20 protein-coding genes are annotated in these 26,396 nt (G+C 50.7%); 14 read left to right on the top strand and 6 right to left on the bottom strand.

Annotation, left to right across the window (positions count from 1 at the left end; all coding sequences use genetic code 11):
• Positions 1–196 precede the first annotated feature (196 nt).
• From fucP to J7619_RS25710, 3 genes are read right to left on the bottom strand one after another with little or no spacing between them, the layout of a single operon-like run.
• Complete coding sequence (gene fucP, locus J7619_RS25700) at positions 197–1,450, bottom strand: L-fucose:H+ symporter permease (protein ID WP_291205701.1); 1,254 nt, start codon at positions 1,448–1,450, stop codon at positions 197–199.
• Positions 1,451–1,484: 34 nt separating this feature from the next.
• Entirely contained in the window at positions 1,485–2,732 is a 1,248-nt protein-coding gene (locus J7619_RS25705; RefSeq protein WP_291205704.1) for an acetylxylan esterase, read from the bottom strand.
• Between the two features lie 16 nt (positions 2,733–2,748).
• A complete protein-coding gene (locus J7619_RS25710; protein WP_291205707.1) occupies positions 2,749–3,582 on the bottom strand; it encodes an alpha/beta hydrolase family protein in 834 nt (277 codons plus the stop codon).
• 225 nt (positions 3,583–3,807) lie between these two features.
• Here J7619_RS25710 and J7619_RS25715 point away from each other — a divergent pair, with 225 nt between their 5' ends.
• The 3 genes from J7619_RS25715 (at position 3,808) to J7619_RS25725 (ending at position 5,845) form a co-directional block, all read left to right on the top strand.
• Complete coding sequence (locus J7619_RS25715; RefSeq protein WP_015815140.1) at positions 3,808–3,972, top strand: lmo0937 family membrane protein; 165 nt, start codon at positions 3,808–3,810, stop codon at positions 3,970–3,972.
• A gap of 123 nt (positions 3,973–4,095) precedes the next feature.
• Positions 4,096–5,232: a T9SS type A sorting domain-containing protein gene (locus tag J7619_RS25720; RefSeq protein WP_291205713.1), complete on the top strand. Its 1,137-nt coding sequence runs from the start codon at positions 4,096–4,098 to the stop codon at positions 5,230–5,232.
• Between the two features lie 61 nt (positions 5,233–5,293).
• The gene (locus J7619_RS25725) at positions 5,294–5,845 is read left to right on the top strand and encodes a hypothetical protein (RefSeq protein ID WP_291205716.1); all 552 of its coding nucleotides are present in this window, start codon (positions 5,294–5,296) and stop codon (positions 5,843–5,845) included.
• A 35-nt stretch (positions 5,846–5,880) separates the two neighbouring features.
• Here J7619_RS25725 and J7619_RS25730 read toward each other — a convergent pair whose 3' ends face one another.
• On the bottom strand, positions 5,881–6,576 hold the full coding sequence (locus J7619_RS25730; protein ID WP_291205719.1) for an arylesterase: 696 nt from the start codon (positions 6,574–6,576) through the stop codon (positions 5,881–5,883).
• Between the two features lie 168 nt (positions 6,577–6,744).
• Between J7619_RS25730 and J7619_RS25735 the strand changes: the two genes are divergently transcribed.
• From J7619_RS25735 to J7619_RS25760, 6 genes are all read left to right on the top strand, one after another.
• Positions 6,745–7,419, top strand: a complete 675-nt coding sequence (locus J7619_RS25735) for an ABC transporter ATP-binding protein (RefSeq protein ID WP_291039794.1) — start codon at positions 6,745–6,747, stop codon at positions 7,417–7,419.
• Between the two features lie 13 nt (positions 7,420–7,432).
• Entirely contained in the window at positions 7,433–9,976 is a 2,544-nt protein-coding gene (locus J7619_RS25740; protein ID WP_291205722.1) for an ABC transporter permease, read from the top strand.
• A 49-nt stretch (positions 9,977–10,025) separates the two neighbouring features.
• Positions 10,026–10,487, top strand: a complete 462-nt coding sequence (locus J7619_RS25745; RefSeq protein WP_291205725.1) for a DUF6932 family protein — start codon at positions 10,026–10,028, stop codon at positions 10,485–10,487.
• 9 nt (positions 10,488–10,496) lie between these two features.
• A complete protein-coding gene (locus tag J7619_RS25750) occupies positions 10,497–10,724 on the top strand; it encodes a hypothetical protein (RefSeq protein ID WP_291205728.1) in 228 nt (75 codons plus the stop codon).
• Between the two features lie 481 nt (positions 10,725–11,205).
• A complete protein-coding gene (locus J7619_RS25755) occupies positions 11,206–14,241 on the top strand; it encodes a TonB-dependent receptor (protein WP_291205731.1) in 3,036 nt (1,011 codons plus the stop codon).
• A 10-nt stretch (positions 14,242–14,251) separates the two neighbouring features.
• On the top strand, positions 14,252–15,946 hold the full coding sequence (locus tag J7619_RS25760) for a RagB/SusD family nutrient uptake outer membrane protein (protein WP_291205734.1): 1,695 nt from the start codon (positions 14,252–14,254) through the stop codon (positions 15,944–15,946).
• Between the two features lie 71 nt (positions 15,947–16,017).
• Here the strand turns inward: J7619_RS25760 and J7619_RS25765 are convergent, their stop codons facing one another.
• Complete coding sequence (locus tag J7619_RS25765) at positions 16,018–18,588, bottom strand: DUF3857 domain-containing protein (RefSeq protein ID WP_291205737.1); 2,571 nt, start codon at positions 18,586–18,588, stop codon at positions 16,018–16,020.
• A 170-nt stretch (positions 18,589–18,758) separates the two neighbouring features.
• Positions 18,759–19,790, bottom strand: coding sequence for a LacI family DNA-binding transcriptional regulator (locus tag J7619_RS25770; RefSeq protein WP_291205740.1), 1,032 nt, complete (start codon positions 19,788–19,790; stop codon positions 18,759–18,761).
• A gap of 126 nt (positions 19,791–19,916) precedes the next feature.
• Between J7619_RS25770 and iolB the strand changes: the two genes are divergently transcribed.
• The 5 genes from iolB to J7619_RS25795 all read left to right on the top strand — a co-directional run bounded on the left by iolB (position 19,917) and on the right by J7619_RS25795 (position 26,393).
• The gene (iolB, locus tag J7619_RS25775) at positions 19,917–20,780 is read left to right on the top strand and encodes a 5-deoxy-glucuronate isomerase (RefSeq protein WP_291205743.1); all 864 of its coding nucleotides are present in this window, start codon (positions 19,917–19,919) and stop codon (positions 20,778–20,780) included.
• Between the two features lie 129 nt (positions 20,781–20,909).
• Positions 20,910–21,917: a 5-dehydro-2-deoxygluconokinase gene (gene iolC / locus J7619_RS25780; RefSeq protein ID WP_291205746.1), complete on the top strand. Its 1,008-nt coding sequence runs from the start codon at positions 20,910–20,912 to the stop codon at positions 21,915–21,917.
• Positions 21,918–21,931: 14 nt separating this feature from the next.
• A complete protein-coding gene (locus J7619_RS25785; RefSeq protein ID WP_291205749.1) occupies positions 21,932–23,398 on the top strand; it encodes a CoA-acylating methylmalonate-semialdehyde dehydrogenase in 1,467 nt (488 codons plus the stop codon).
• Positions 23,399–23,552: 154 nt separating this feature from the next.
• Entirely contained in the window at positions 23,553–24,581 is a 1,029-nt protein-coding gene (iolG, locus tag J7619_RS25790; protein WP_291205752.1) for an inositol 2-dehydrogenase, read from the top strand.
• A 201-nt stretch (positions 24,582–24,782) separates the two neighbouring features.
• Positions 24,783–26,393, top strand: a complete 1,611-nt coding sequence (locus J7619_RS25795; protein WP_291205755.1) for a sodium/sugar symporter — start codon at positions 24,783–24,785, stop codon at positions 26,391–26,393.
• Positions 26,394–26,396: the final 3 nt, after the last annotated feature.

The following is a 26,396-nucleotide window of genomic DNA, read 5'->3' on the forward strand; positions in this document are numbered from 1 at the left end:
GTTGTTTTTATAAGACTTCGGCTTTCGGCAGTCGGCTTTCGGCGGCGTTTTCAAAAAACCTTGATATCCGATTGCCGATAGCCGAAACAGCTCAATTCCTTTTGTTAATTAAATAGGCCTTCGACAGTCAGCCGTCGGCAATCAGCTTCACGCATAACCGAAAAGCCGATTGCCGAAAGCCGACTGCCGAAGTACCTCAATGCGATTTGTAAAATTTATAACCGAACAGGAAGATCACCGCGTAGCAGATGATCGGGAGGTAGTAGGCATGTGCCACATTAGTTTCTGCCACAGCGCCCATCAGGAACGGGAAGAATGCTCCACCCGCTACACCCATTGCGATGAACGACGAGCCCTGTTGTGTATGTGCTCCGAGGTTTTTCAAACCAAGGCTGAAAATCGTCGGGAACATGATACTAAAAAAGAAATTAAGCATCATGAGCGCAATGAATGACGGCCATCCCCACGCCTGTGCCACGATGAGGCACATCACAATATTGCTGAATGCAAAAATGGCCAGCAATGTATGTGGAGCGACAAAACGCATCAGGAAAGTTCCTACGAAACGTCCGACCAGCATCAACGCCATAAAGCCGATCATGTAATTGGCTGCTACCGCATCGGAGAAGCCCATTTTTTCATGGCCATAATTAATAAAAAATGCCCAGGTACCACCTTGTGCGGCCACATTGAAGAACTGCGCAGCCACAGCCCACACGAAATGGCGATGTTGGAACAACGATTTTCCGGGCTCTGTATCCACATTTGCCGCTTCGGGATCAACGTCCGCAGCGTGCGGATCGATGAGCGCGGGTACCTTCACAAATGAAAAGGCTAATGCGATCAACGCGATAACCGAACCGATGGCGATATAAAGGTTTCGCACGGAAGTAAGATCGGTACTACCTTCCACGTGATTACGGAAAAGGAAAAAACTTCCGATTGCCGGGCCGAGGATAGCGCCCAATGCATTGAACGCCTGTGCGAAGTTAATACGCTGGTCACTCGTACGCTGGTCACCCAGTGAAGCCACAAAGGGGTGCGCCACGGTTTCAAGCGTTGCCAAACCACAACCCAGGATAAACAGCGCGATACCAAAGAAAGGGAAGGACGCCGTGCTGGCGGCCGGAACGAACAGGAATGCGCCAAGTGCAAACAGCGACAAACCAAGCAATACACCATTTTTATAGCCAAACCGCTTCATGAACAAACCCGCAGGGATACCCATAATGAAATAGGCTCCAAAAATCGCGAATTGAACGAACGCGGATTGCGTCTTGCTCAGACTAAGTACCTTCTGAAAGTGTTTGTTGAGCACGTCGCCCATCGTAATCGCAATCCCCCAGCACATGAAAAGGGAGGTAACAAAGACCAGGGTAACAAGGTATTTTTTGTCAGTAAACTTAGGCGGGGAGGCGTGAACGGTGCCGGCAGACGAATGGTTGCTCATTTAGCTGAATAGTAAAATTAAATATTGGTTCGGTCTATTTTTGCAAATGTAAATCAGAGAAATTTAAAAACTGTATCCAGTCGAACATTTTAACGTCATGTCCGCCGGGCCGGATATGAAAGCCGATTTGGCCCATCAGAGGCTGATTCAGCGCCGGAAACGGGCTGCCAGGAAAGCCGTTCGTCCCCAAAAATCGGTACACGGCATCCGAGGCCCGAGCGGTGGCAAACTCACCCTGCGGATCGGCGTTCTTGTCGTCTTCGGCCGTCGCCAGGTATACCGGACGTGGAGCAATGAGCGAAAGGACGAAATGCTGATCGAACGGCAGTTCCGAATCCTTCCCTTTGTACTTACTCAGGCTCCGGGCGTACCAGTGCGGAAATACCGTACAGAGTCGGTTAATGTCCTCTCCGATCCCGCGCCGGAACTGCTTGCCCCCGCCCGCTCCCGACTCATTGCTTAGTACGGCAGCAAACCGGCGGTCTGTCGCACCGGCCCAAAGCGCGGCCTTTCCCAGTCGTGAAAAACCAAAGACCGCCACGCGTTTGGCATCAATGTCCTTGTCAGTTTCGAGGTAGTCCATTCCGCGGCTCAAAGCCCACGCCCAGGCGGCAATGGTACCGAAATTATCTTCGCGCTGCTGTAATTCCGGGTATAATGTGTGTGCACCTGTTTGAAACGCATACTCCTTACGGTCCGAAGCAATTTCCTCCCGGTAGCATGTTACCAGCGCGTACCCGCGTGCGAGGATGCTATCCACGGCCCATTGAGAGGCATTCACTCCCCGGCAGGCATCGGTTGCTTTGCCATCGGCCGCGCAGGGGAACATCCGGCTGTTCTCGACCCACGCGGTCGTCAGCTTAATGCCCGGATCGGCATGAATAGCCTGGTTACCAATGAAATTGATCCCGATAATCGCTGGTACCGGTTTCTTTACCTGGTTAGGAATGTAAATCAATAAGTCGAACTGCGCTTCCTTACCTTTTTCGGTAATGTGCACTGTCACCTGCTTCCGCGTCGCTTTGCCTCCCAATGCATTCTTATCCAGGTCAAAAACTTCGAAACGCATGTTTTGAGGCCTTCCCGGCGCCACGCCGTACATTTCACGTGTCATCGTTTCAAGGATTTCCTTTCGCCTGCGCTCCCATTCCTTTACCGACTTCACTTTTTTGCCGTTGTTAAAAGTAAATGGATCAGGCAATGCCCGATTACCCTCCTGGGCGTATGATATTTTGGATAAAACAATCAGGCAAAACGCCAGCGCGGAAACAAGGACCCTCATAGTAAGCAGGTTATGTTTATTTTTTATTAAAATAAGTATTCATAAAAAGGAACTGATGCTGCACCGCGTTCTCCCAGTAGGGCCAGTTATGCGCCCCGGGACGTGCAATGTAATCGTGCGGAATCTTGCGGTATTCAAGCTGCTTATGCAGGTTTTCATTCACCCCATAAAAGAAGTCGTCGGTACCGCAATCGATAATGAGTGAAAGTGAGTTGGGAGTAAGCAAATGAAGCATATTGATCACCGTATTCTTCTCCCATCTTTCGGGTTGCTCGGCGTAGTTGCCCAGGCGCTTGGCCATATCCCAGTTATTGGGGAAAGGACGGATGTCCACCCCACCACTCATGCTCCCGGCTGTGCCATACACATCCTGATGCTTTAATGCCAGGTATAATGCCCCGTGACCGCCCATGCTCAGCCCGGTAATCCCGCGCCCTTTACGGTCTTTGATGGTTTTATAGTTTTTGTCGACATAAGAAACCAGCTCTTTGGAAACATAGGTCTCATATTGGGACTGGGGATCCACCGGACTATCCCAATACCAGCTGCTGAAACCGCCGTCTGGACACACGATGATCATATTGTAATGGTCCGCTGCTTGCTGAATGCGCGGCGCTTTGGTAATCCAGTCCGAATGGTTGCCGCTGTAACCGTGCAGCAAATAAACAACCGGAAACTCCTTACCTGTACTATACCCAGCCGGCCGCACTACGACCACTTTAAGGTTTTTCCTCATGACCGCGCTGTTCACCTCCACGGTATCGACTTGTGCAGCGGCGACCTCCGTGGCGTTTAGCAGCGCTAGTACCAACAGGGTAAATGCAAAGAGTGACTGAAATGCTTTTTTCATTGTAAAGAGCTAAAAGGGAATTGAGAGAATGACGATAACGGAGAGGCTGCCACCGTAAGTTTTTGAGAAAAATTTCTACAACTGCATGGTGCAAAGGCCTTAAACCCCGCAAATATTGTAGAAACCGGGGAAATATCCCGTTTCAGCCCACAAGAAAGTGGCTGGCATTTAAATTGATATAATCCAGATATCTCTAAAATAACTCTAACTCAAAATTTTACAACAATGGGAAATCTCCTGTATACCATAGCCGTAATCCTGGTAATCCTCTGGCTGATCGGCTATTTCGGCTTTGCGAGTTTTGGATTAGGAAATATCATTCATATTCTGCTGGTGATCGCCGTGATAGCGATCATTCTCCGTGTGATACGTGGCGACAGGGTGGTATAGCGCCCACCCACTCAGCACAATAGGCCCGGGACGTTAGTTTTCAATCGTTCCGGGCTTTTGTTTACAGCAGTCTGGTTACAAAAGCTTACCTTGAGGTAGCCTTTGCACGATAACCCCTATTCTATGCAGTTGATTTTACACAAAAGTCGCCCGCTGTTGTGGCTCATGCTATTGACGCTGGCTTCCGGCCGCATGCTGGCGCAAACCTATGTCGGGAATGTTGAATTTACCAGCCAGAGCGCGCTGAATTCCTGGGAGTCACAATGGAAAACGGTAACAGGTAATATCTACATCACCAGCCTTGCGAGCGATGTGGTTACCAGCCTCGCCCCACTGCAAAATATCACCAGCGTTGGTGGCGCCATAATCATTGCTGAAAATCATTCACTAACCTCGTTGAACGGCCTCGGCGGGCTCCGAAGCGCAGGTATGCTCGAAATATCGTTCAACGGAGTACTCAACAATCTCGGAGATTTAAGCGCGCTCACCAATGTTTCCGGAACGGTGAATATCGTCGGTAACGAGTCGCTCACCTCGCTTACGGGGCTGGCAACGAGCCTCGCGATCGGCGGGGACCTTACCATCCGCAACAACCCGATGCTGTCACTCTGTAACGTATCAGCCGTTTGCAACTATCAGCATGCCCATCCGGCCGGGACCTACCTGAATGTGTCGGGCAATGCCGGCATGTGTAACAATGAAACAACGCTCTATTCGGCCTGCAATGGCCCGTTGCCGGTGGTCCTTACCGAATTCGATGCGACCGGCGAAGGCGGTTCCGTACGCCTTAGCTGGGCCACCACAATGGAAAGCAACGCGTCCCATTTCGATATCGAGCGCAGCGGCGATGGCCGTTCATGGCAAAAAGCAGGTGTATTGCAGGCCAAAGGTGAAAGCTTGCAGAAAGAAGTTTATTCTTTTTCGGATAATTATCCCTTTACGGGTGAAAATCTCTACCGGCTACGCATGACCGACCGTGACGCTACGTACTCGTATAGCCGCGTACGGAGCGTTTACGTGCGCGAGGCGCCCGCGTTGGCCTATCCGAACCCATTTTCGGAGTCATTATTCCTCTCGCAGCAGGCCGGGCTTTCCGGTACCGTGGAGCTTACCGACACCGGCGGCAAAGTAGTTTACCGGTCCGGCGGGCAGTTGCCCGCGCGCATCGCTACTTCGCAATGGCAATCCGGTATCTATTTGTTGAAACTCACCGGCCCCAACGGACTTTCGAGGCAATTCCACGTGATGAAAGCGGAGTAACTTTGCCTGGTTCCTGGCACAATTGTTTTTCAAATCGCGCGATACACCAAACCGCGATGTCATGGAAACTACAATCGAATACAACTATCCCTCGCTGGTGAATGCGGTATTCTCCAACCGAATGGATGCCCAAAAAGCTTACGACGAATTGATTTACCGGGGTTATAAGCCAGAGGAGATCAACGTGATCATTTCAGACGAAACACATCGGATACACCACGAAGAAATTGAAGATAAAAAACCAGCCCATTCCACGATGGAGAATGCCGGCATTGGTTCCGCGATCGGCGGCACGGCGGGGGCTATTGCCGGCGCGATCATCGCTATTGGTACTACGGTCGTCATTCCCGGCCTTGGGATAGCGGTGGCCGGTCCCTTGCTCGCAGCGCTTACGGGTGCGGGGGCTGGCGGACTCACAGGCGGCATTGTGGGCGCGTTACACAACCGCGGTGTGCCCAGGGAACATGCGGCTGCATTTGAATCCAGCATCCGCGAAGGCGGTGTCGTCATTTCTTTTACGCCACGCACGGTGGACGACAGGATGGAAATCATCAAGGCCTGGAACCGCTACAATGCCCGGCAGCTCCATGGTAATGAAACATACAATGCCTGAAATGCAAGAACCCGCCCGACGGCGGGTTCTTGCATTCATAACAAATCTTTGATCCTTATCCAGACATTCTCAGCGAGAATCTTGTGGCCTTCCGCGGTAGGGTGAATGCCATCGGCCTGGTTTAGTTTCGATTCGCCGCCCACTCCTTCGAGCAAAAAGGGAATGAGGGTTACCCCATTCTTTTTCGCCAGATCCGCGTACACATCCTTGAATTCGGTTGCATATTTCTGTCCCATATTCGGTGGAATCTGCATACCGGCCAGCACGCGTTTGGCATCGGGATATTTGGTTTTCACCTTATCGAGAATTTCCTGCAGGTTCTTCCTGGTTTCGGAAACCGGGATGCCGCGCAAGCCATCGTTACCACCGAGTTCGAGCACGAAAACGTCGAGCGGTTGTTTGAGCAGCCAATCAATACGGCTATTGCCTCCGGAAGTCGTTTCGCCGCTCACGCCTGCATTCACAACCTTGTAATTAAGTCCCAACGAATCGATCCGTTTCTGGATCAGCCCCGCAAAGCCTTGCGACGGATCATCGAGCCCGTAACCGGCCGTTAGGCTGTTGCCGAAAAACACGATGATCTTCTTCTTAGCGGCAGGCGTTTTAGCAGCTGTTTGGGTGGGACCGGCTTTCTGGTCCGATTCTTCCTTTTTATCCCCACCACAGGAAAACAGTGCTGCGGCCCAAATGAATAATGCCAAAAATGTCTTGAAACGACGCATATCAGTCATAATCTATATTCAAAAGGAAAGGATTTAATAGTTTAAAAATGCATACCCGGCCATTCATTCTCAAATAAAAACCGTTTAAACTATATTTATGAGAAACAATAGCCGAAAAGAGCCAAATTAGGTCTTTCGCGCCCCGGGCACCACGCAAACATAAAAGAAAAACGATTGATGAATACCATACTCGATCTGCACGACGTCAGCAAAATATATAAAAGCGGTGACCGCACTCTCAAAGTCCTTGATAATATCAGTTTTTCCATCGAAACAGGCTCCACGGTCTCCATCGTAGGACCATCGGGCAGCGGCAAAACGACGCTCCTCGGCCTCTGTGCCGGGCTCGATCGCTCGACAGCCGGCACCGTGGAACTGCACGGGACCCGGCTGAACGGCCTCAACGAAGACCAGCTGGCTGCCGTTCGTAACCAATATGTAGGTTTCATTTTCCAAAACTTCCAGCTCTTGCCGACGCTCACCGCGCTGGAAAATGTGATGGTACCGATGGAACTGCGCGGGGAAAAGAATGTAAAGTCACGCGCACTCGACCTGCTCGATAAAGTGGGCCTGGCCGAACGCGGCCATCACTACCCTACCCAGCTCAGCGGCGGCGAACAACAGCGTGTGTCGCTGGCACGGGCATTCTCCAACCAGCCGCAGATCCTGTTTGCCGACGAACCGACCGGTAACCTCGACGCCGAGACAAGCGAGAAAGTCGTAAAACTGCTTTTCGACCTCAACCGCGAGGCGGGCACCACGCTCGTGGTCGTCACCCACGACCTCGAACTCGCTGCCAAGACCCAGCGCATTATCCGCATCAAAGGCGGCAAAATTGTGGAGGCCAGCTAACCGTGAATTTCCGATGAATCCCAATACCTTCAATCTTTCCTGGTTATTACAAATGGCCTGGCGCGACAGCCGCAGAAACCGCGCCCGGCTGGCCCTTTTTATTTCGTCCATTATCCTCGGCATTGCTGCGCTTGTGGCCATTTACTCGCTCGGCGACAACCTGCGCGACAATATTGACAGCCAGGCGGCCACGCTCATCGGTGCGGACCTATCCGTTTATAGCGGCAAAAAAATCGAGGGCAAAGCGATGGTGTTCGTGGATTCGCTGGGCAAAATGCGCTCCGAAGAACGGGCATTTGCCTCCATGGTGTATTTCAACAAAGGCGGCGGCAGCCGTTTGACGCAGGTGAAGGCCCTCTCCGGCGATTTTCCCTACTACGGTAAGCTGGAAACCATTCCTGTTTCGGCTGAAAAGACGTTCCGAAACCGGCAGGAAGCATTGGTAGACCAAACGCTAATGCTGCAATACCGCGCACAGGTGGGGGATTCTATCCGCATTGGGGAAGTCACTTTTGCTATTGCAGGCGTTCTCGAAAAAGCACCTGGCGCAACCGGCGTTACCGCCTCGGTGGCGCCCGTAGTGTACATTCCGATGCGCTTCCTGGATCAAACGGGCCTTATGCAAAAAGGCAGCCGGGTTGGTTACAGGTATTATTTCAAATATCCCGCCAAAACGGATGTCGAAAAGATGGTCAAAACCCTCGAACCCAAATTTGAGCGCTTTGACCTTGACTATAATACCGTCCAGAGCCAGAAAGAAGATACCGGCCGCTCATTCCGCGACCTCACGCGCTTCCTCTCGCTGGTAGGGTTCGTTGCGCTCCTGCTCGGATGCATAGGCGTCGCGAGCGCCATACATATATATGTGCGCGAGAAGCTGAACTCCATTGCGATACTCCGCTGCCTGGGGGTAAAAGCATCGCAGGCATTTCTGATCTATCTGATCCAGATCGCGGGCATCGGGCTGATCGGAACAGTGCTCGGTACCGTTCTGGGAACGATTATCCAGCAGTTTTTGCCCGTTGTATTGAAAGACCTGCTCCCATTTGACCTCATTACCGACATTTCATGGCCTGCAATCGGGCAAGGGCTCGCGATTGGTATACTTATTTCCATCCTTTTCGCATTGCCGCCGCTCGTATCGATCCGTAAAGTATCGCCACTGAATGTCCTTCGCTCGGCTTCCGACGCATCCCATCCCGAACGCGACGCCGTGAGCTGGGCATTATACGGGCTGATCGTCCTGTTCATTTTCGGGTTTTCTTTCCTGCAAATGCAGACGTGGTTGCAGGCGCTCATTTTTACCGTCAGCATTCTCGCTTCATTCCTGATCCTTTTCGGCATTGCCAGCTTACTGATGTGGCTTGTGCGCAGGTTCTTTCCCACTTCATGGAGTTACCTCTGGCGCCAGGGCCTTGCGAATTTGTACCGGCCTAATAACCAAACCACCATTCTTATCGTGTCGGTCGGGCTGGGCACTTCGCTGATCTGCACGCTCTTCTTCATCCAAACCATCCTGCTTGCACGCGTGAAGCTTTCGAGCAGCGGCAACCAGCCTAACATGGTACTTTTCGATATCCAGAACCATCAGAAAGACGGTGTGCTGGCCATCGCCAAGGCCCAGAATGTACCTATCAACCAAAGCGTACCCATTGTGAACATGCGTTTGGAAGAAGTCAATGGCAAAACCGCCGCCGATTTTGAAGGCGACACCACAGCTGAGCAATCGCGCCGCATTTTCGGCCGCGAGTACCGGGTCACATTCCGCGATTCCACGACTTCTTCCGAAAAAATCACCAAGGGAAAATGGCTAGGCAAATACGACAAATCCACTGACCTGATCCCCATCTCCGTGGAGCAGGGCTTTGCTGAAAGGAGCCGTCTGGAACTGGGCGATACCATGGTTTTCAACGTACAGGGCACCATTATGCCTACCACCATTTCCAGTTTCCGGGAGGTGAACTGGAGTGAGGTGCGTACCAACTTCCTGGTGGTATTTCCAACCGGCGTACTGGAAGATGCCCCGCAGTTCCATGCGATGCTCACGCACGTGCCTAATCCAACTGTTTCCGCACGGTTCCAGCAGGCGCTCGTCAGGCAGTACCCCAACATTTCTATCATCGACCTTGCCCTGGTGCTGCGCGTGCTGGACGATATTTTTAACAAAATCGGTTTCGTAATCCGCTTTATGGCCGGTTTCAGTATTCTCACGGGACTCATTGTCCTTATCGCGTCCGTCATGATTAGCAAGTACCAGCGCATTCAGGAGAGCGTCCTGTTGCGGACATTAGGTGCAAGCCGCAGGCAGATATTCGTTATCACTTCGCTCGAATATTTCTTTCTGGGCGCGTTGGCCGCATTCACCGGCATACTCATCGCCGTCATCGGAAGCTTTTGCCTCGCCAAATTCAACTTTGAATCCGAATTCAATCCTGAACTCGGCCCAGTGGTACTGATATTCCTTTTCGTCTCGTTGCTAACCGTAATTATCGGTTTGCTCAACAGCCGCGGCATCCTGTCCCGGCCACCTTTGGAGGTGTTGCGGCAGGATGTTTAAGTGTTTAATTTTCGGTATATTTAAACTGAAAATTAAACAACACACACACTTGGAATTTGACATCCAGGGCAACTTGAAGCCTTACGACATTATTTATTGCGACTGGTCGACACTGAAAACTGAATTCGTCGATGCCTTTCCTGAATCTGATACAAGGCCGGGAATTTTCCGGAATTACTCAGAATATCTGGAGAAGCTGATCCCAATTATCGGAGCCGGATTTCACCAGTGGATTGACGGAAGTTTTGTTACGAGAAAACTTAATCCCCGAGACATCGATGTTGTAACTTTTGTTGATGCCAATATTTACTATGCCAATGAATCTGAAATCGATATTTTAAGAGCCTACCACAGGGTTCGACAGACAGGAGTAGATGAGTACTTTGTCAAAAGATATCCTGAAAACCATCAAAAGTACGTTTTCTATCATATGGACCTACTTCAGTGGCGCAGTCAATTCTCTACTTCGCGTGCCCGAAAATCAAAAGGTTTTATACAACTAAACTTCTAGATTATGGATATGAAGATATTGGAGGAACTTCACGAATGGGGAGAGCAGGTAGCAAGGCTTATTGAGCTGGTAGCACTTACTAACAGAACCCTGCAACTCCATCGCGAGCTTGGCGACACGCCGTCGATAATCAAACAATACGAGCGGCTATTGGCCGAGCATCAGCAAGAATTGGACGAGCTTCTGAAAACCTATGGCTTGACCGTTAAACTTCTGCCGGTAGAAAACGCAGCCTGACCGCCTTCTCTTCGGGCCACTCCACCGATCCTGCACACCTCGCAACCTGCATTACTTCACAAATCCGGATTTAACAATTCCTTAAAACCTATTCCTGCATTTATTCTTCTCCGTCATACCATTTTTGGTCCGGAAATGATGCTTTAATGCAACTTTCCCCATCCCGATTAGACTTTGGGGTGATTTAAAATCACTATTCCTACACCGCAACAGGTAATATTAATTTCATCCAATTTAATCTTCATATTTTTTCAAACGTTTGCACAGAATTTCAAACGTTTGCATTAACTATAAAGTTATTGCTATTAATTATCTTAAAAATACAATTTGTAATCTTGTGATTCATAACCCCAAATTTTCCTCTATGACTAAAAAATCTGTTTTGCCTCAACTTTCTATTCATTGTAAAATCCAATAATCCACGACTATGAGAAAGACTTCGACTCTATCAGTCAGGACCGGAATAATCAGAAACTGCCTCATGCAAGTAACGGCCGTGTGCGGCCTCCACGCCATTGCCGCAGCTGAAATACCCGTTCCCGAAGGCCAGCCCCGAAAACATGTTGAATCCAACATGAACACATTGCAGGAGGTTACCCTCACCGGAAAAGTAACAACCGAAGGTTCTGCCGAAGGTCTGCCCGGTGTTACCGTCGTGATCTCCGATGCCAACGGCAATAACAAACAAGGTGCAACTACCGATGAATCAGGCTCATTCAGTTTTGCAAAGCTGCAAACAGGCCAGCGGTATAACCTGGAATTCAGCTATATCGGTTTTGAAAAGCAATCGATCAAGGACTTTCTTCTGACCCAAAGCAACGCCAGTTCCATCCAGGTAAAACTCAAAGAATCGGCTTCCAACCTCAGCGAGGTGGTGGTGGTCGGCTACGGCAGCGCTACGAAAAAGGACATTACCGGCTCGGTGAAGTCGCTGAAAAGCGCCGAGTTCAACCAGGGGATCATCAACTCGCCCGAGCAGCTGCTGCAAGGAAAGGTGTCGGGCGTGAACATCACGTCGGCGACCGGTGAGCCGGGCGGCAAGACCAGCATTACCGTTCGCGGTCCGGGTGGTGTGCGTACAGGTAGTACGCCTTTGTTCGTTGTGGACGGCATGGCACTCGACAACAGCGGTACCGGTGGCGACGCCAACCCGCTCAACTTCCTGAACCCGCAGGATATCGAGTCGATCGACGTACTGAAAGATGCCTCGGCCACAGCCATCTATGGTGCGCGCGGCGCGAATGGGGTAATCCTGATTACCACTAAAAAAGGTAAGTCTGGCCAGGCTAATGTTACCTATTCGGGAAGCCTGGGTATTTCCAATGTGGCCCGCCCGCTGGATGTGCTCTCGGGACCTGAGTTTTTGGCCGAAGCCACCAAACTCGGCGCAACCATAAGCGACGGCAAAGCCAATACCGACTGGCAAAAGGAAATTTTCAGGACCGCTACTACCCACAACCACAACGTGTCAGTAGGTGGTGGTAATGATAAAATGACCTACTACGCATCGTTTGGCGCACAAAAACAGCAGGGTATTCTGAAAAACAGCCAGCAGAACCGCTACACAGGCCGGATGAACCTTTCACAAAAATTATTCGACGACCGCGTGACGCTGGATTTCAACCTGAATGCTACCAATACCAAGAACCAACGTCCCAACATCCAGGGCGCGATTGGTAGTGCCCTGACCATCAACCCGACTTACGCTCCTTACGACGCGAACGGACAGATTGCTCAATACCAGGATTTCACCAATCCGTTGTTCACGTTGCAGCAGTATAAGGAGGAATTGACGACCAACCGCGTGCTGGCGAGTATTTCGCCTTCCGTGAAGATTATCGACGGGCTGGTTTATAAACTGAACTTTGGCATCGATAACTCAACGGCTACACAGGATAAGCAATTGCTGCCAAGCACGATCCCGGCCGAAGTCGGACGTCTGGAAAACTACGGTCTGCGTAATACCAACAGGCTGATCGAGAACTACCTGACTTACAACCTGAATACCAAAATGCATAGCCTGACGGCGTTGCTCGGTCATTCATACCAGCGCATTTTCATTCAGAGCCGGAATTTCAGCATCAACAAATTCCCGATCTCGGACATCGAGCCGATCTACAACCCAGGCCTCGGGCAAGATCTCTCATTGGCACTGAACCAACCCGGCGGTTTCGCGACCATCAATGAGTTGCAATCCTTCTTTGGTCGTGCGAGCTATGGTTTCAAAGACAGGTACCTGCTCACCGCAACATTGCGTATCGATGGATCGTCCAAATTCGGTTCCAACAACAAATACGGATCGTTCCCTTCATTTTCAGCGGGTTGGAGGATTTCGGAAGAACCTTTCATGAAATCGTCGCCATTCTCGGAATTGAAGCTCCGCGCAGGCTGGGGATCGACGGGTAACCAGGAAATCCCATCCAAAATTACACAGGCTCGCTTTACATCCGTGGTTTCCGGAACTGCGAGCTACCCACTCGACGGCGGCACCACCTACCCGGCCGGTACAACCTACACACGTTTGGCTAACCCTAACATTCAGTGGGAAGTGTCCAAACAGACGGACTTAGGTCTTGATTTTGGTTTATTCAAAGGTGCATTGAGCGGTGAAATAGATTATTTCAGAAAGGTATCTGAAAAGATACTGCTTGAAGTGATCCCTGCCGACCCCGTTCAACCTGCCGGTACTTTCTGGACCAACGTACCTGACATGCAGATCATCAACCAGGGCTTGGAGCTTGACCTGAATTACCGGAATACATTGGAAAACGGCTTGAAATACTCATTAGGTGGAAACATTACTTTCATCAAAAACCGCGTAGAGCACTCGCCTTACACAGTGATCCCGTCGGGTTCGGCACAAGGATCGGGTCTGACGTCGGCGACTATCAACGGCTATATCAATGGCGAGGCGATCGGTTCATTCTACCTGAAAGAGTTCATGGGTTTTGACGAGAAGGGTATCAGTAAGTTCCGTGACGTGGACGGCAATGGCATTGTCAACGACGCCGACCGGATTGTGGCCGGTTCTGCATTGCCTACGCGCATGTACAACTTCAACGGGAACATCAGCTTCAAGGGTTTCGACCTGAGTGCGAATTTCAATGGTGTTGCGGGTAACAAAGTGTATGACAACACCGCCAACTCCAATTTTTACAAACTGAAATTGTCGAAAGGTGTGAACGTGACTCCCGAGGCACTTGCATCACCGGAAGAATCGGTCAACAACTCGGCGGGTGTTTCCACAAGGTATCTCAAAAGCGGTGCTTACCTGAGACTGAACAACCTTGTATTGGGTTACAACCTCAACACTGCGAAGCTTGGCATCAACAGATGGGTGCAGACAGCCCGCATTTCGGTAACTGGCCAGAACCTGGCATTGTGGACCAAATACAATGGCTACGACCCGGAAGTTAACAACGACCGTTCGATCGCCGGCATTACCTCTTACGGTATCGACTACCTGAGCTATCCGAAAGCGAAAACCGTCATTTTCTCGATCAATCTCGGCTTTTAATTATTGACCCATGAAGAAGAAACTATCCACCATATTTGCGGTAGCCGGCCTGCTGATGCTCAGCAACGCCTGTACCGATCTGAAAGAACAAGTGCTCGATGAAACACTCACGGCCAAACTTTCAGAAGAACAGACTGCCAACGGGCTGCTGGCCCCTACCTATGCATTGCTTCCCAACCTTTTCCAGCATACGACCTATTTTGCGTTGCAGGAAATCTCTACCGACGAGGCGATCCTCCCCTACCGCGGCGGGACCGACTGGGGTGACAACGGTATCTACATCGCATTGCACGGGCACAATACCACCAGCACCGATCCCAACGTAAACAATACCTGGAACCAGCTGGTACAGTCTATCTCACGTTGTATCACGGCTATTGAAGGTCTCAAAACCGCTACATCGCCCAACGCGGCACTGTATACCGCCGAGGCTCGCGGTATGCGCGCTTATTACAACATGGTCATGCTCGATTTGTTCGGGATTGCATTCGTGAAGGATGAGCAGGGAACTACTTCGAAGATTATCCGTGGTGACGAGGCGGTAAAATACATCGAAAGCGAATTGCTGGCTATTGAGCCGACCGTTCAGCCGAAATCTGTTGTAGGTCCGGGCCGACTGAACCAGGCAGCAGTATGGAGCCTGTTGGCACGTCTGAGCCTGAATGCCGCTGTGTACCGCAACATTTACGGTGCTACATTCGATTTCAAGGCCGAGGATATGGACAAGGTGATCCAGTATACCGACAAAGTGATCAACTCCGGCCAGGCTAAACTTTCGGCTGATTATTTCGCGATTTTCGGGAATAACAACCATACCAACGAAGAGATCATTTTCGCGGTAGACCAACGCGCAGAACTGAACGGACATAATCGCATGGCCTACTTTTCGATCTCGGGCGACCAGTTCCCATTGGCCGAATTCCCTGCCGCGAACGGTACCGATGGACCTGCGATCACTTCTGATTTCTATCAGTCGTGGGTACAAGCCTACGGGGCGGTGGATCCCTCGCGTGACCCGCGTTTTTACCAGCAAAACATGTCTATTTATACCAATGCTGCCGATACCTGCGTAAATGACGCCGATTATAAAATCAATCGTGGTATTCTTAGAGGTCAGCAATATGGTGCACTGCGCGTAAATGGTGCCTTCCTCCGCTGCCCTGACGGCAAGTTGAAAGTGGGAAAACTGAACTATGTGACGCGTAACCGCGCCGATTTGCCGGTAAGTTTCACCGAGATGATCGACTTCACTACTGCGGGAAGCAACTATAACACCGGCTATCGCGTAGAGAAATACGAGTTCAGCAGTAAGTCGAATACCGGCCGTAACCGGGGCGAGGCCGATATCGTCATCGCACGTCTGGCGGACATTTACCTGATGCGCGCCGAAGCGAAACTGCGCAAAAGCAACGATGCAGCCGGAGCCCTGGCCGATGTAAACCTCGTGCGCGCTTCACGCACAAAGACGCTCGCACCGCCGGCATTGACCAGCATGACCCTCGACCTCCTGTTCCGCGAACGCGGCTTCGAGTTCTACTGGGAAATGCTGCGCCGCCCGGACATGATCCGTTTTGGCAAATACGAAGGTCAATGGACGGAAAAAACCAACACGGACGTGAAGAAACGTATTTTCCCGATCCCGCAAACGGCTATCGACGGCGCGTCGAACGAGCCTGGGTATTTGAAGCAGAATGATGGGTATTGATTGTTAAATGCGACAAACAAAAGCGAGACGGAGGATATCCGTCTCGCTTTTGTTTTTACCAACGCGGCTTATTATTCTGCATTTTCGACTCTTTCACTTTGCTCATAATCGTGTAAGCCTATCTGATCTTCATAGGTATTGGCAAATATTCTTTTGACGCTCGCTGATTTATACATGTATGAAGTTAACGCGGCAGCCCAAATGATTTGGACAGGCATTGTCACGGCAATATTTGTTTCCTGGGGTGTCGAAAAACAGTAATTGAGAACGACGGTCAGAATGTCAAAGGCGAGATTTATCGACAAAAAGCCACTGTACATCATCGGAAACGAATCCCGTTTCCCAAAATACAGTCGACAGAGAAAAACAGAATAGCACCAAAGTCCCACATAAAAAATACATTTCAATACCAGAAAAGTGTGGTAACCCAGTATTCTCATTTCCGTCGTACCATCCATGCGGTACCATTCGGCATCGGTAAAAAAGGCCCCTGACTCGGCAGTAAGCAAGCTCACCGGAAGCAAAAACGAAGTCGCAACAATACCTATACCGATCAGGATCAACCAACCATTCTTAGAGGTCGCCGGTGCGTGAAAGCGCGGGCCGGGGGAATACTTAACGAACTTTCGCGCAGCCATGAAACAACCTGCTATAACCACCAATGCCAATAAAAGCATCCAACCATTTACTCCACTCCAATTGATAAAACTACTGGATGAATCATCAAGCCTTTGTTCGAGGTAACCGGTTAATTTTTCAACATCTTCCCGGTACTGCTCCAATTGATCACCAGGAATATGATCTTGCTTGGTTTTATAGACATAGGTAAGCTCCCAGACCTTCTCTTTCGGTAAAAACTCCGATTTGAAAGAAATATCGTAGGCCATTCGTTCGACTTTCCAGTTGTCCACCGGCACGCTCCTGACGGCCCCGAAGTGTACACGGGCCTTGTAAATGATGTGTGACGGATAATTCAGGTACATAGGCCCGACACGCTTCTTCGCGGGCAGGACGCGCACCTGGTCGTACATCACTCGCCCTAATATCCGGAAGTACCACTCGCCCGTGATATCGTCTTTTAGCCAGGCATCCTGAATTTGGTACCTCTCCAAAACAGAGATATTGTTGGCATCGCGCTGGTCGTAAAATTCGAGTGAATCCAGACGTTCGACGCGCGTATTTTTGTAAAGCTCAGTGTAAAAATTGAGGTAGGAATCTTCCAGTTCGGACAAAACCGATTCTTGCAAAGTACTCCGGAAATTCTCGGCTTCGTTATCGAAATACACTGTTTTTACCTGCAACAACCCCTTCGAAGCGGTGTCGCCCATCGCTGGCAGATAGAAGTCCTCGGTAATCTCCGTCGAACCCGGATTCTGGACCCCCATATGGAGCAATTTGCTTTCACCTTCCTTCAACAATAGCCCGTGACCGTAAGCAGGGAAATAAGTCTGCGGAATCGCCCCGCCCTGCAACGACATGGTTGCATCCACAAACAGGTAGTCGGACGCCTGGGGAGCTCGGTTTTCGAGGTCGTGCAAGAGTATCCGGGCCACCACATGATTAAAATCGGTTGGTGACGGCAGGAAATTCACCAGACGGGAGAGTTTGTAGCTATTCACCAGCACTGGGGCCGCGTCAATATTGTTCGCTTTCAGGATGGCGCAAAGCAGGAATACTTTGTCCTTGCAATCACCATAACGTTGGTTAAACACGTCTTCCGGCTTGTGCGGACGGTGCGAATTCTCGCCGGTTTCAATGCCCAGGTAGCGCACCTCGTCCTGCACAAACCGCACCGCTTTTTCGATATAGTCCAATCTGCTTTCCGAAGTCCGTTTCCATTCTTCAACCTTGGCCTGCAATGCGCCTGAAACGACGGGGATGCTGTAAAAATTCAGTCCCCAGTCGACCACCTCTTTCCAGCTCTTGAATTCCGTTATCTGTACCAGCGGTGTCTGATCATACCATGTTGGCGTGTAATCATCGTACTGAATCCGTTTGACATTTCTCGCGTCCCATTCATAAATCCGTACCCCGCCCACGGTCCGCTCCTTACGTACAGGCGGTTTATTGAAATCCTTGATATACACCGGTCGTGCAGTCTTTACCAGCACTGCTGCATGGACGTGCCCCAGGTAATCATTCGAAGCAAAACTGAATTCATCGGAGTATTTTCCCTTAAATACCGGGTTCCAGCCGGTACGGGAGTAAGACAGTTCGATACGGTCGCCTTTACGTATATCTTTCAGGATGACCGATGCCGTGTAGTAGCCATTGTAAATAAAGCGCTGACGGTCAGTTTCAACGGGAATAAGCTTAAAATCCGCGAGATTCAGTCTTGATTTCGCCACTCCGTCCCGCCAGACGACCAGACTATGCACATGCAGGTGTTCGTAGGAAGGGTCAAAACCGATGACCATTTCTGAGCCGTTCTGCACGCCGCTTTCAGAGACGATTTGCCGGATGACCCGCCTGTAAACCGTTTGCTCATCCAGATTGGCCTGGATATCAGAAAAGGCGACGTAATAACCGTTTGAAAAATCCTTGGCCCCAGCTGCCTTCCCGCCCGGCGTAACCGGAATAACCCACGAAGGAACAGGCTTGATACCAATGGAAGGAGCTGCCCGCAGTTCGCCGACGCACATAGCAAGCGCACACAATACGGACAGGAAAAGTCGGATTGAACGGAATGTAAAAGTCAAGTTAATAAATCAGATAGAAGAGTTACAGACCGACTAAGCTATTGATATTTCTTCAAAGTATCTGGGAGCTACAAACTATTTATTTTACAAAAAAGCCATTCAATGAGAATGCATTAAATCCGCAACGACGATTCCCTGATCACCAGCTCGGATGGCAACACAATACTCTCCGGCGCGAAATCACCCGACCCATTCAATTGATTGAGAAACAGACGCGAAGCCTCCATACCGATTTTACGTCCGGGACGGTGCACGGTGGTGAGCGAAGGGAATGTGTAGGCGGATATCGGCGAGTTATCGAACCCTACGAGCCCGATGTCTTGCGGAATGCGAAGCCCTTTGTCTTTGGCGACACGCATCGCACCGATCGCCACCTGGTCGTTCACGCCGAAGATCGCGTCGGGCGGAGACGCGAGTTCGAGCAGGCGCTTGGTGGGTAGGATAGCGCTCTCCACCTTGAAATTCGTATTGATAATCAGATCTTCGCGGATGGGCATATTGTACTTTTTGAGGCAATTGATATAGCCCTTGAAACGCTGCTCCGAAACGGTGAGGCCGTTCGGGCCCTTCAAATGCGCAATTTGCTTGTAGCCGATGGAAATCAGGTGTTCTACGGCGGCAAACGCACCGTGATAATCGTCCACCGTGGCCCGGCTTGTTTCGAAATCCTCATATTCACGGTCGATAAAAATCAGCGGCGTTTTGCGCTGGATCACGCTTTCGAGATGCTCGTAATAACCTGCATCGTAAGTCTCCTGAGAAACCGACAGGAATATCCCCTCCGTACGGTTGGAGAGCAGTTTGGACAACGATTCTTTTTCAAGCAGGTAACTTTCGTTGGTTACGCAGATATTGAGCGTGTAACCCATAGGCTGCAACACGGTGTGCAGGCCTTCGATGACCGCCGTTTCGTAATAATTGCTGATCGTCGGCACCACCACACCCAGCGAGGCAGTCTTTTTATTGAGCAGGCTCAGCGACACTTCATTACGTTGATACCCAACCTCTTTGGCATATTCCTGGATGTTTTTCCGGGTGTCTTCATTGATTGCGGGGTGGTCGTTGAGTGCGCGTGAAACAGTGGAAGGAGAGCACCGGAAACGGCGTGCAATATCTTTAATCGTAACAGGACGTGAGGAATTCATGAGTTGGAATAGGTCAATTATTTCTTTGAAATTTTTTCAAACGTTTGCATTCAATATTAACATATTTACATTTTGTGTTTAATTTATACAACACTATCATTGTGCAAATGTAATGGATTTACCACAATGAGTAACCTGCTGATCAAGCCTCAAACACACGACAAGACCTATCATTCCCTCACCGCCGAACAGGCCGGTTGGACGTACCTGAACTTCGAAGCTAAAATACTGGAAGCAGGCGAACAAATCGTGGGAGATACGGGCGAATATGAATATTGCTTCGCATTGCTGGGCGGAAATTTCAAGGTTGAAGCCGCCGGGCAGGTCTGGGAAACGGGCAATGGTCGCAAAGACGTGTTCAGCGGCATTGGCCACGCGATGTACCTGTCGCGCCGGACGCCGTTTGTACTCACGGCTCAGTCGCCTGGCACCGACATTGCGATTTGCAAGGTGCTATCCGACGAAGACCACCCCCCTCGTATGAAACGCCCCGAGGAAGCCGCTATCGAATACCGCGGCGGCGATAATGCCAACCGGCAGATCAACAGCCTGCTCGAACCGGGCTTTGGTTGCCACAAGATCGTTTGCGTGGAAGTATACACGCCGTCGGGCAACTGGAGTTCTTTTCCCGCGCACAAACACGACGAGCGCAAGGTGGACGCCGACGGCAATCTGCTCGAAGCAAATCTGGAAGAAATCTATTTCTACAAAATCGACAAACCGCAGGGCTACGCCATCCAGCAGGTTTATACCGAAGACCGCTCACTGGACGAGATCATTCGTGTGAAAAATAATGAAGCAGTGCTGGTTCCCAAAGGCTACCACCCGGTAGTGGCTGGTCACGGCTACAATGTGTACTACCTCAATTTCCTCGCCGGAAGCGACCAATCGCTAGCCAATACATCCGACCCCGACCATGACTGGATTTACGGAACCTGGAAAGGCGCCGATCCGAGATTACCGATCGTCACTGCTGAAATGAACGGATGACAGGGAACTTCGGCCGTCGGCTATCGGCTGTCGAACCTTTTGAAAATAGAAATGAAAAGAGCCGACGGCTGACAGCCGACAGCCGAAGTAAAACCAAAAAGCTGACAGCCGAAGTAAAAAACAATTCCCATGCCCAAATACGACCTTCTTACCCTTGGCCGCTCGTCCATTGACCTCTACTCGGCCAACGTGGGCAGCCCTTTTGAAAAAATCGAGGCATTCAATGCATTTGTGGGCGGCTGTCCGCTCAATATCGCCACAGGAAGCCGCCGGCTAGGTCTGGAAACGGCCATTCTAACCGGGATAGGCAATGACCAGGTTGGAAATTTCATCAAACATTTCCTGGACAACGAAGGCATTGTGACCGAATGGGTCCCGACCATTGAAGGCACCCGGAGTTCAGCCGTTGTGCTGGGCATCGAGCCGCCCGACCGTTTCCCGTTGGTTTACTACCGCGAGAACTGTGCGGATATCAACCTGAATATCGATCACGTATCCGCCATACCGTTCCAGGATTTCAAAGCCGCGGCATTCTCCGGGACCGCATTCAGTAAGGACCCGAGCCGTACCGCGATGTTCTACGCTTTGGAACTAGCCAAAAAGAACGGGGTTATCCGTTTGCTCGACATTGACTTCCGCGCCGACCAATGGTTCGACCCGCGTGCATTTGGGGTCACAATCCGCGCGGCATTGGGCAGCTTCAATATTGTAGTAGGAACCGAAGAAGAGATTCTTGCCACGTTTCTGACTGACAAAGAGCAACTTTTAATCAAACATCAGCAAATATCAGCACCCGAAATCCGCGGGAATATCGAGAATGCAATCCATGAAATCCTGAATTCAGGGGTAGAAACGCTGGTAGTGAAGCGCGGCAAAGATGGTGCTTCTATTTTCCAGCCAGGTAAGGAAGAAGTAAAAGTGCCCGGTTTCCCGGTCGAGGTACTGAATGTGCTTGGAGCGGGCGACGCATTCTGCGCCGGCTTCTCATACGGGCTGCTGCGGGGCTGGGATTTGTACAAAAGTGTGAGAATGGGTAATGCGTGCGGGGCGATCATCGTCACGCGCGAAGGCTGCGCGAATTTCATGCCGGCCTATGACGAAGTAATGGAGTTTGTGAAAGGATACGGAGGATTATAAGTTTTAAAATACAGATGGAAAAATTACAGAATTACATCAACGGCCGCTGGGTCGACAGTCATTCCGACCATTTTGTGGATGTGCTGAACCCGGCTAACCAGGAAGTGCTGGCGAAAGTGCCTTACGGCAATGCACAAGACGTTGCCGATGCCGCCGCAGCCGCCCACGAAGGTTTTCAGGAATGGAGAAATACGCCGGTTTCGAAGCGTGTACAATATCTGTTTAAACTAAAAACACTGCTCGAAGACAACGCGGACGACATTGCCAGAACCATCACGCTCGAATCGGGCAAGACGTTCATCGAGGCGAAAGCCGAAATGGTGCGCGCGATCGAAAACGTGGAAAATGCCTGCGGTATGCCTACGCTCATACAAGGTGAGTTTTCGGAGGACATTGCCAAGGGTATCGACGAATACATGATCCGCCAGCCACTGGGCGTGTGCGCATGCATTGCGCCGTTCAACTTCCCGGGCATGATCACGTTCTGGTTCCTCCCCTACGCGCTTGCATGCGGGAACAGTTACATTATCAAGCCGTCGGAAAAGGTCCCCCTTACGATGACCAAGATCGTCGGATTAATGGAGCAACTGGACCTGCCGAAAGGCGTGCTTAACCTCGTGCAAGGTGCACGGGAGACGGTGGACGCCATTCTCGAACACCCGGTGATCAAGGGGATCAGCTTCGTAGGCTCCTCCAACGTGGCCCGTTATGTGTATTCTAAAGGTTCAGCCAACGGCAAACGCGTACAGGCGCAAGGCGGCGCCAAAAACCCGGTGATTGTGCTACCCGACGCTGATATTGATATGACGTCGCAGATCGTGATCGACAGTGTTTATGGTTGTGCAGGCCAACGATGCCTCGCCGCCTCGACGATCATCACCGTAGGCGAACATAAGGACATTACCGAAAGCCTCGTGGAATCGGCCAGAAATCGCAAAATCGGTTTCGGTCTGGATTCGGACGTCTTAATGGGCCCGGTAATCACTGCGGAAAGCAAAAACCGTGTTCACAACCTGATTGACAAAGGTTTGCATGAAGGAGGCCGCTTGCTGGTCGATGGACGAAACACGAAAATCAACGGCTACGAAAACGGGAACTTCATTGCTCCTACCATCATTGAAGACATTCCTCTGGACGGCGAACTGGCCGCCACCGAAATTTTTGGCCCGGTGCTGAGCCTGGTACATATTAATACCATTGATGAAGCGATCCGTTTTATCAATTCGGGTAAATATGGGAACATGGCCTGTATTTTTACCAGCAGTGGTTTGAATGCGCGTCGTTTCCGTCATGAGGCGGAGGCTGGGAATATTGGTATTAATATAGGTGTCGCCGCTCCCGTGGCTCAGTTCCCTTTCTCGGGTTGGAAGGATAGCTTCTATGGTGATCTCCATGGCCAGGGCAAACATGCGGTCGAATTCTTTACACAGACCAAAGTGGTGATCGAGCGCTGGCTGAAAGAATGGAGCAGGAAGTTTTAGAAATTAAAAAATTCTAATCAATTCAATTTTAATCATTTGCCGTCGACTTAAGTCGACGGCAAGAAATGATCAAGAATTGCAGAAATAAATCTTTTCAAAATCTTTGACCGCCGACTTAAGTCGACGGCTAGTAACTCGCTCGCAATACTAGAAAATGACAAAAAAACTCAAAACCGGTGTGATCGGACTCGGCCGGATTGGCCAGATCCACCTTAGCAACCTGGTGCACCATATGCCCGACGCGGAAGTAATCATCGCCTCCGACCTCTCGCCTGCTGCGCACGCATTCGCCCGCGACCTGGGTGTTCCCGAGGTCGTTACCGATGCCTACGATGTGATCAACCACCCCGACGTGGAAGCGGTGATCATCTGCTCCCCCACTCCTTTTCACGTGCCCTATACAGTGGCCGCCGCTGAAAAAGGGAAACATGTTTTCTGTGAAAAGCCTCTGGATGTAACGCTTGAAGCGATTCAGGCTGCTGAAAAAGCAGTTTCGGACAACAATGTGAAACTGATGCTTGGCTTTAACCGACGCTTCGACGCTAACTTTATGAATGTGAGACACCTCGTCGCAAACGAAAAGATCGGCGAGCCGCACATTCTTCGCATTACCAGCCGCGACCCGGCACCGCCACCGGTGGAATACCTGAAAGTTTCGGGCGGCATTTTCCTGGATATGTCGATTCACGACTTCGATATGGCGCGCTACATTGTTGGAAGCGAGGTAAAAGAGGTATTTGTGAAAGGCGACGCCCTTATTCATCCCGAGATTAAAGAATTCGGTGATATCGACACTGCCGTAATTGTCTTGACTTTCGAAAACGGTGCCATAGGTGTGATCGACAACAGCCGTAAAGCCGTTTACGGTTATGACCAGCGCCTCGAAATCTTCGGTTCAAAAGGCATGGCGAAAGCGGAAAACAATACCACCGACACGCTCATTCATTTCGACAGCAATGGCGGCCACAGCTCGTTGCCGTTGCATTTCTTCCTGGAAAGGTATGAAACAGCTTACCGCGTGTGCCTAAAGACGTTCATCGATTGCGTGTTGAAGGATACTCCTTCGCCTGTGGATGCACACGACGGCCTTATGGCAACTGCGATCGGTATCGCGGCCATGAAATCGCTGACCGAAGGCCGGAGCGTGAAACTCGACGAAGTGCTGCAATATGCGACGGTTTAAAAGGACTGTCAGATGTGGTCAGGTATAGTCAGGTTTGGTCATTTGTAGTGAAAAATCAATAAGTTTGGCCTCTTACAGACAGCATTCATCACAAAACCTGACCACACTTGACTACACATGACTAATTCTGACAACACCTGACCAACATCGGCTCCCGACGTCCATTACCGTACCATTTAACCAACTAACCCTTTCATAAGCATGTCCACTACCGGTCTGCAATCGCTGGATTACATAGTATTTTTCATCTATCTGATAGGCGTTTCCGCTTACGGTTACTGGATTTATAAAAAAAAGCGCTCGAAAGAGGTTAGCTCTACCGATTATTTCCTTGCCGAAGGCTCTCTGACATTCTGGGCGATCGGTGCTTCCATTATCGCCTCAAATATTTCGGCAGAGCACTTTATAGGGATGTCGGGATCGGGATTTGCCATTGGCCTGGCTATCTCTTCCTACGAATGGATGGCCGCGGCCTCGCTGATCGTCGTAGCGTTATTTATCCTGCCCGTGTATCTCAAAAACAAGATTTACACCATGCCCCAATTCCTGCGGGAAAGGTATAATCCGACGGTTGCGACGATTATGGCGGTTTTCTGGCTTCTATTATACGTGTTTGTCAACCTGACGTCCATTCTCTACCTCGGCGCCCTCGCCCTCGAAGTAACGGCTGGAATTGACTTTCAATACGCCATCGTCGGTCTTGGACTTTTCGCCGTTGTGATCACAATCGGTGGTATGAAGGTGATCGGGTATACCGATGTCGTGCAGGTCGTGGTTCTTGTTCTGGGCGGTTTGGCGACCACCTACCTCGCATTGGACCTGGTTTCCCAGCATTTCAACCGGCCGGGCCTTTTCAACGCGTTGGGCTTGCTACGCGAGCAGGCGGATTCGCATTTCCACATGATTTTACCCAAAGAGCACCCGTTTTATAAAGACCTTCCGGGCCTTACCGTAATCCTGGGTGCAATGTGGATCAACAACCTCGCCTACTTCGGTTGCAACCAGTACATTATCCAGCGAAGCCTTGGTGCCAGTTTGCCGACAGCCCGGAAAGGGATTCTTTTCGCCGCATTGCTCAAACTGCTCATCCCGATCATCGTCGTAATCCCGGGCATTGCCGCATTCGTTTTGTACCAGAACGGCATGTTCCAGCAGGAAATGCTCGCCGGCAATGTGGTGAAACCAGATCACGCCTACCCCGTTTTACTGAACTTGCTGCCAGCCGGCTTGAAAGGAATGGCCTTTGCCGCGCTGACCGCCGCTATTGTAGCGTCGCTGGCCGGCAAGGCAAACAGTATCTCTACAATATTTACATTAGACATTTATAAACAGTACATCGCCCCGCACGCCACCGAACGCCAGCTTGTGCGCGTGGGGCGCTACACGATCTACGTCGCGATGGGCATCGGTGTCCTCATTGCACCACAACTGAGGGTGCTCGATCAGGCCTACCAGTTCATTCAGGAATACAGCAGCTTCATTACCCCCGGTGTGTTTGCGATATTCATTCTTGGTATGTTCTGGAAACGGACGACGTCGGCCGCGGCATTGGCGGCCGCATTGCTGACAATCCCATTGTCGACCGCCGGTAAGTTCATGTATCCCGAAGTGCCGTTCCTCGACCGTATGGGCTACATCTTCCTGATTCTCTGTGCCGTAATTGCCGCCATTTCCCTGGCCGATCCAAAAAGCAAGGACAATCCGAAAGGCCTGAAAATTGAGGCTTCGATGTTCCAGCCCGGAAGGAGTTTTGTCATAGGCTCGGTACTGATTTGCGGTGTACTGGCAGCTTTATACACGATTTTCTGGTAGCTG

Origin of the sequence: Dyadobacter sp. (assembly GCF_017744695.1) — a bacterium.
GTDB lineage: Bacteria > Bacteroidota > Bacteroidia > Cytophagales > Spirosomataceae > Dyadobacter.

Excerpts from the sequence above, each read along its gene's own strand:
- J7619_RS25760 (WP_291205734.1), top strand. The coding sequence starts at position 14,252 with ATGAAGAAGAAACTATCCACCATATTTGCGGTAGCCGGCCTGCTGATG.
- J7619_RS25765 (WP_291205737.1), bottom strand. The coding sequence starts at position 18,588 with ATGTGCGTCGGCGAACTGCGGGCAGCTCCTTCCATTGGTATCAAGCCT.
- fucP (WP_291205701.1), bottom strand. The coding sequence starts at position 1,450 with ATGAGCAACCATTCGTCTGCCGGCACCGTTCACGCCTCCCCGCCTAAG.
- J7619_RS25740 (WP_291205722.1), top strand. The coding sequence starts at position 7,433 with ATGAATCCCAATACCTTCAATCTTTCCTGGTTATTACAAATGGCCTGG.
- iolB (WP_291205743.1), top strand. The coding sequence starts at position 19,917 with ATGAGTAACCTGCTGATCAAGCCTCAAACACACGACAAGACCTATCAT.
- J7619_RS25785 (WP_291205749.1), top strand. The coding sequence starts at position 21,932 with ATGGAAAAATTACAGAATTACATCAACGGCCGCTGGGTCGACAGTCAT.
- J7619_RS25755 (WP_291205731.1), top strand. The coding sequence starts at position 11,206 with ATGCAAGTAACGGCCGTGTGCGGCCTCCACGCCATTGCCGCAGCTGAA.
- J7619_RS25735 (WP_291039794.1), top strand. The coding sequence starts at position 6,745 with ATGAATACCATACTCGATCTGCACGACGTCAGCAAAATATATAAAAGC.
- iolG (WP_291205752.1), top strand. The coding sequence starts at position 23,553 with ATGACAAAAAAACTCAAAACCGGTGTGATCGGACTCGGCCGGATTGGC.
- J7619_RS25720 (WP_291205713.1), top strand. The coding sequence starts at position 4,096 with ATGCAGTTGATTTTACACAAAAGTCGCCCGCTGTTGTGGCTCATGCTA.
- J7619_RS25725 (WP_291205716.1), top strand. The coding sequence starts at position 5,294 with ATGGAAACTACAATCGAATACAACTATCCCTCGCTGGTGAATGCGGTA.
- J7619_RS25730 (WP_291205719.1), bottom strand. The coding sequence starts at position 6,576 with ATGACTGATATGCGTCGTTTCAAGACATTTTTGGCATTATTCATTTGG.
- J7619_RS25770 (WP_291205740.1), bottom strand. The coding sequence starts at position 19,790 with ATGAATTCCTCACGTCCTGTTACGATTAAAGATATTGCACGCCGTTTC.
- J7619_RS25795 (WP_291205755.1), top strand. The coding sequence starts at position 24,783 with ATGTCCACTACCGGTCTGCAATCGCTGGATTACATAGTATTTTTCATC.
- J7619_RS25705 (WP_291205704.1), bottom strand. The coding sequence starts at position 2,732 with ATGAGGGTCCTTGTTTCCGCGCTGGCGTTTTGCCTGATTGTTTTATCC.
- J7619_RS25750 (WP_291205728.1), top strand. The coding sequence starts at position 10,497 with ATGAAGATATTGGAGGAACTTCACGAATGGGGAGAGCAGGTAGCAAGG.
- J7619_RS25715 (WP_015815140.1), top strand. The coding sequence starts at position 3,808 with ATGGGAAATCTCCTGTATACCATAGCCGTAATCCTGGTAATCCTCTGG.
- iolC (WP_291205746.1), top strand. The coding sequence starts at position 20,910 with ATGCCCAAATACGACCTTCTTACCCTTGGCCGCTCGTCCATTGACCTC.
- J7619_RS25710 (WP_291205707.1), bottom strand. The coding sequence starts at position 3,582 with ATGAAAAAAGCATTTCAGTCACTCTTTGCATTTACCCTGTTGGTACTA.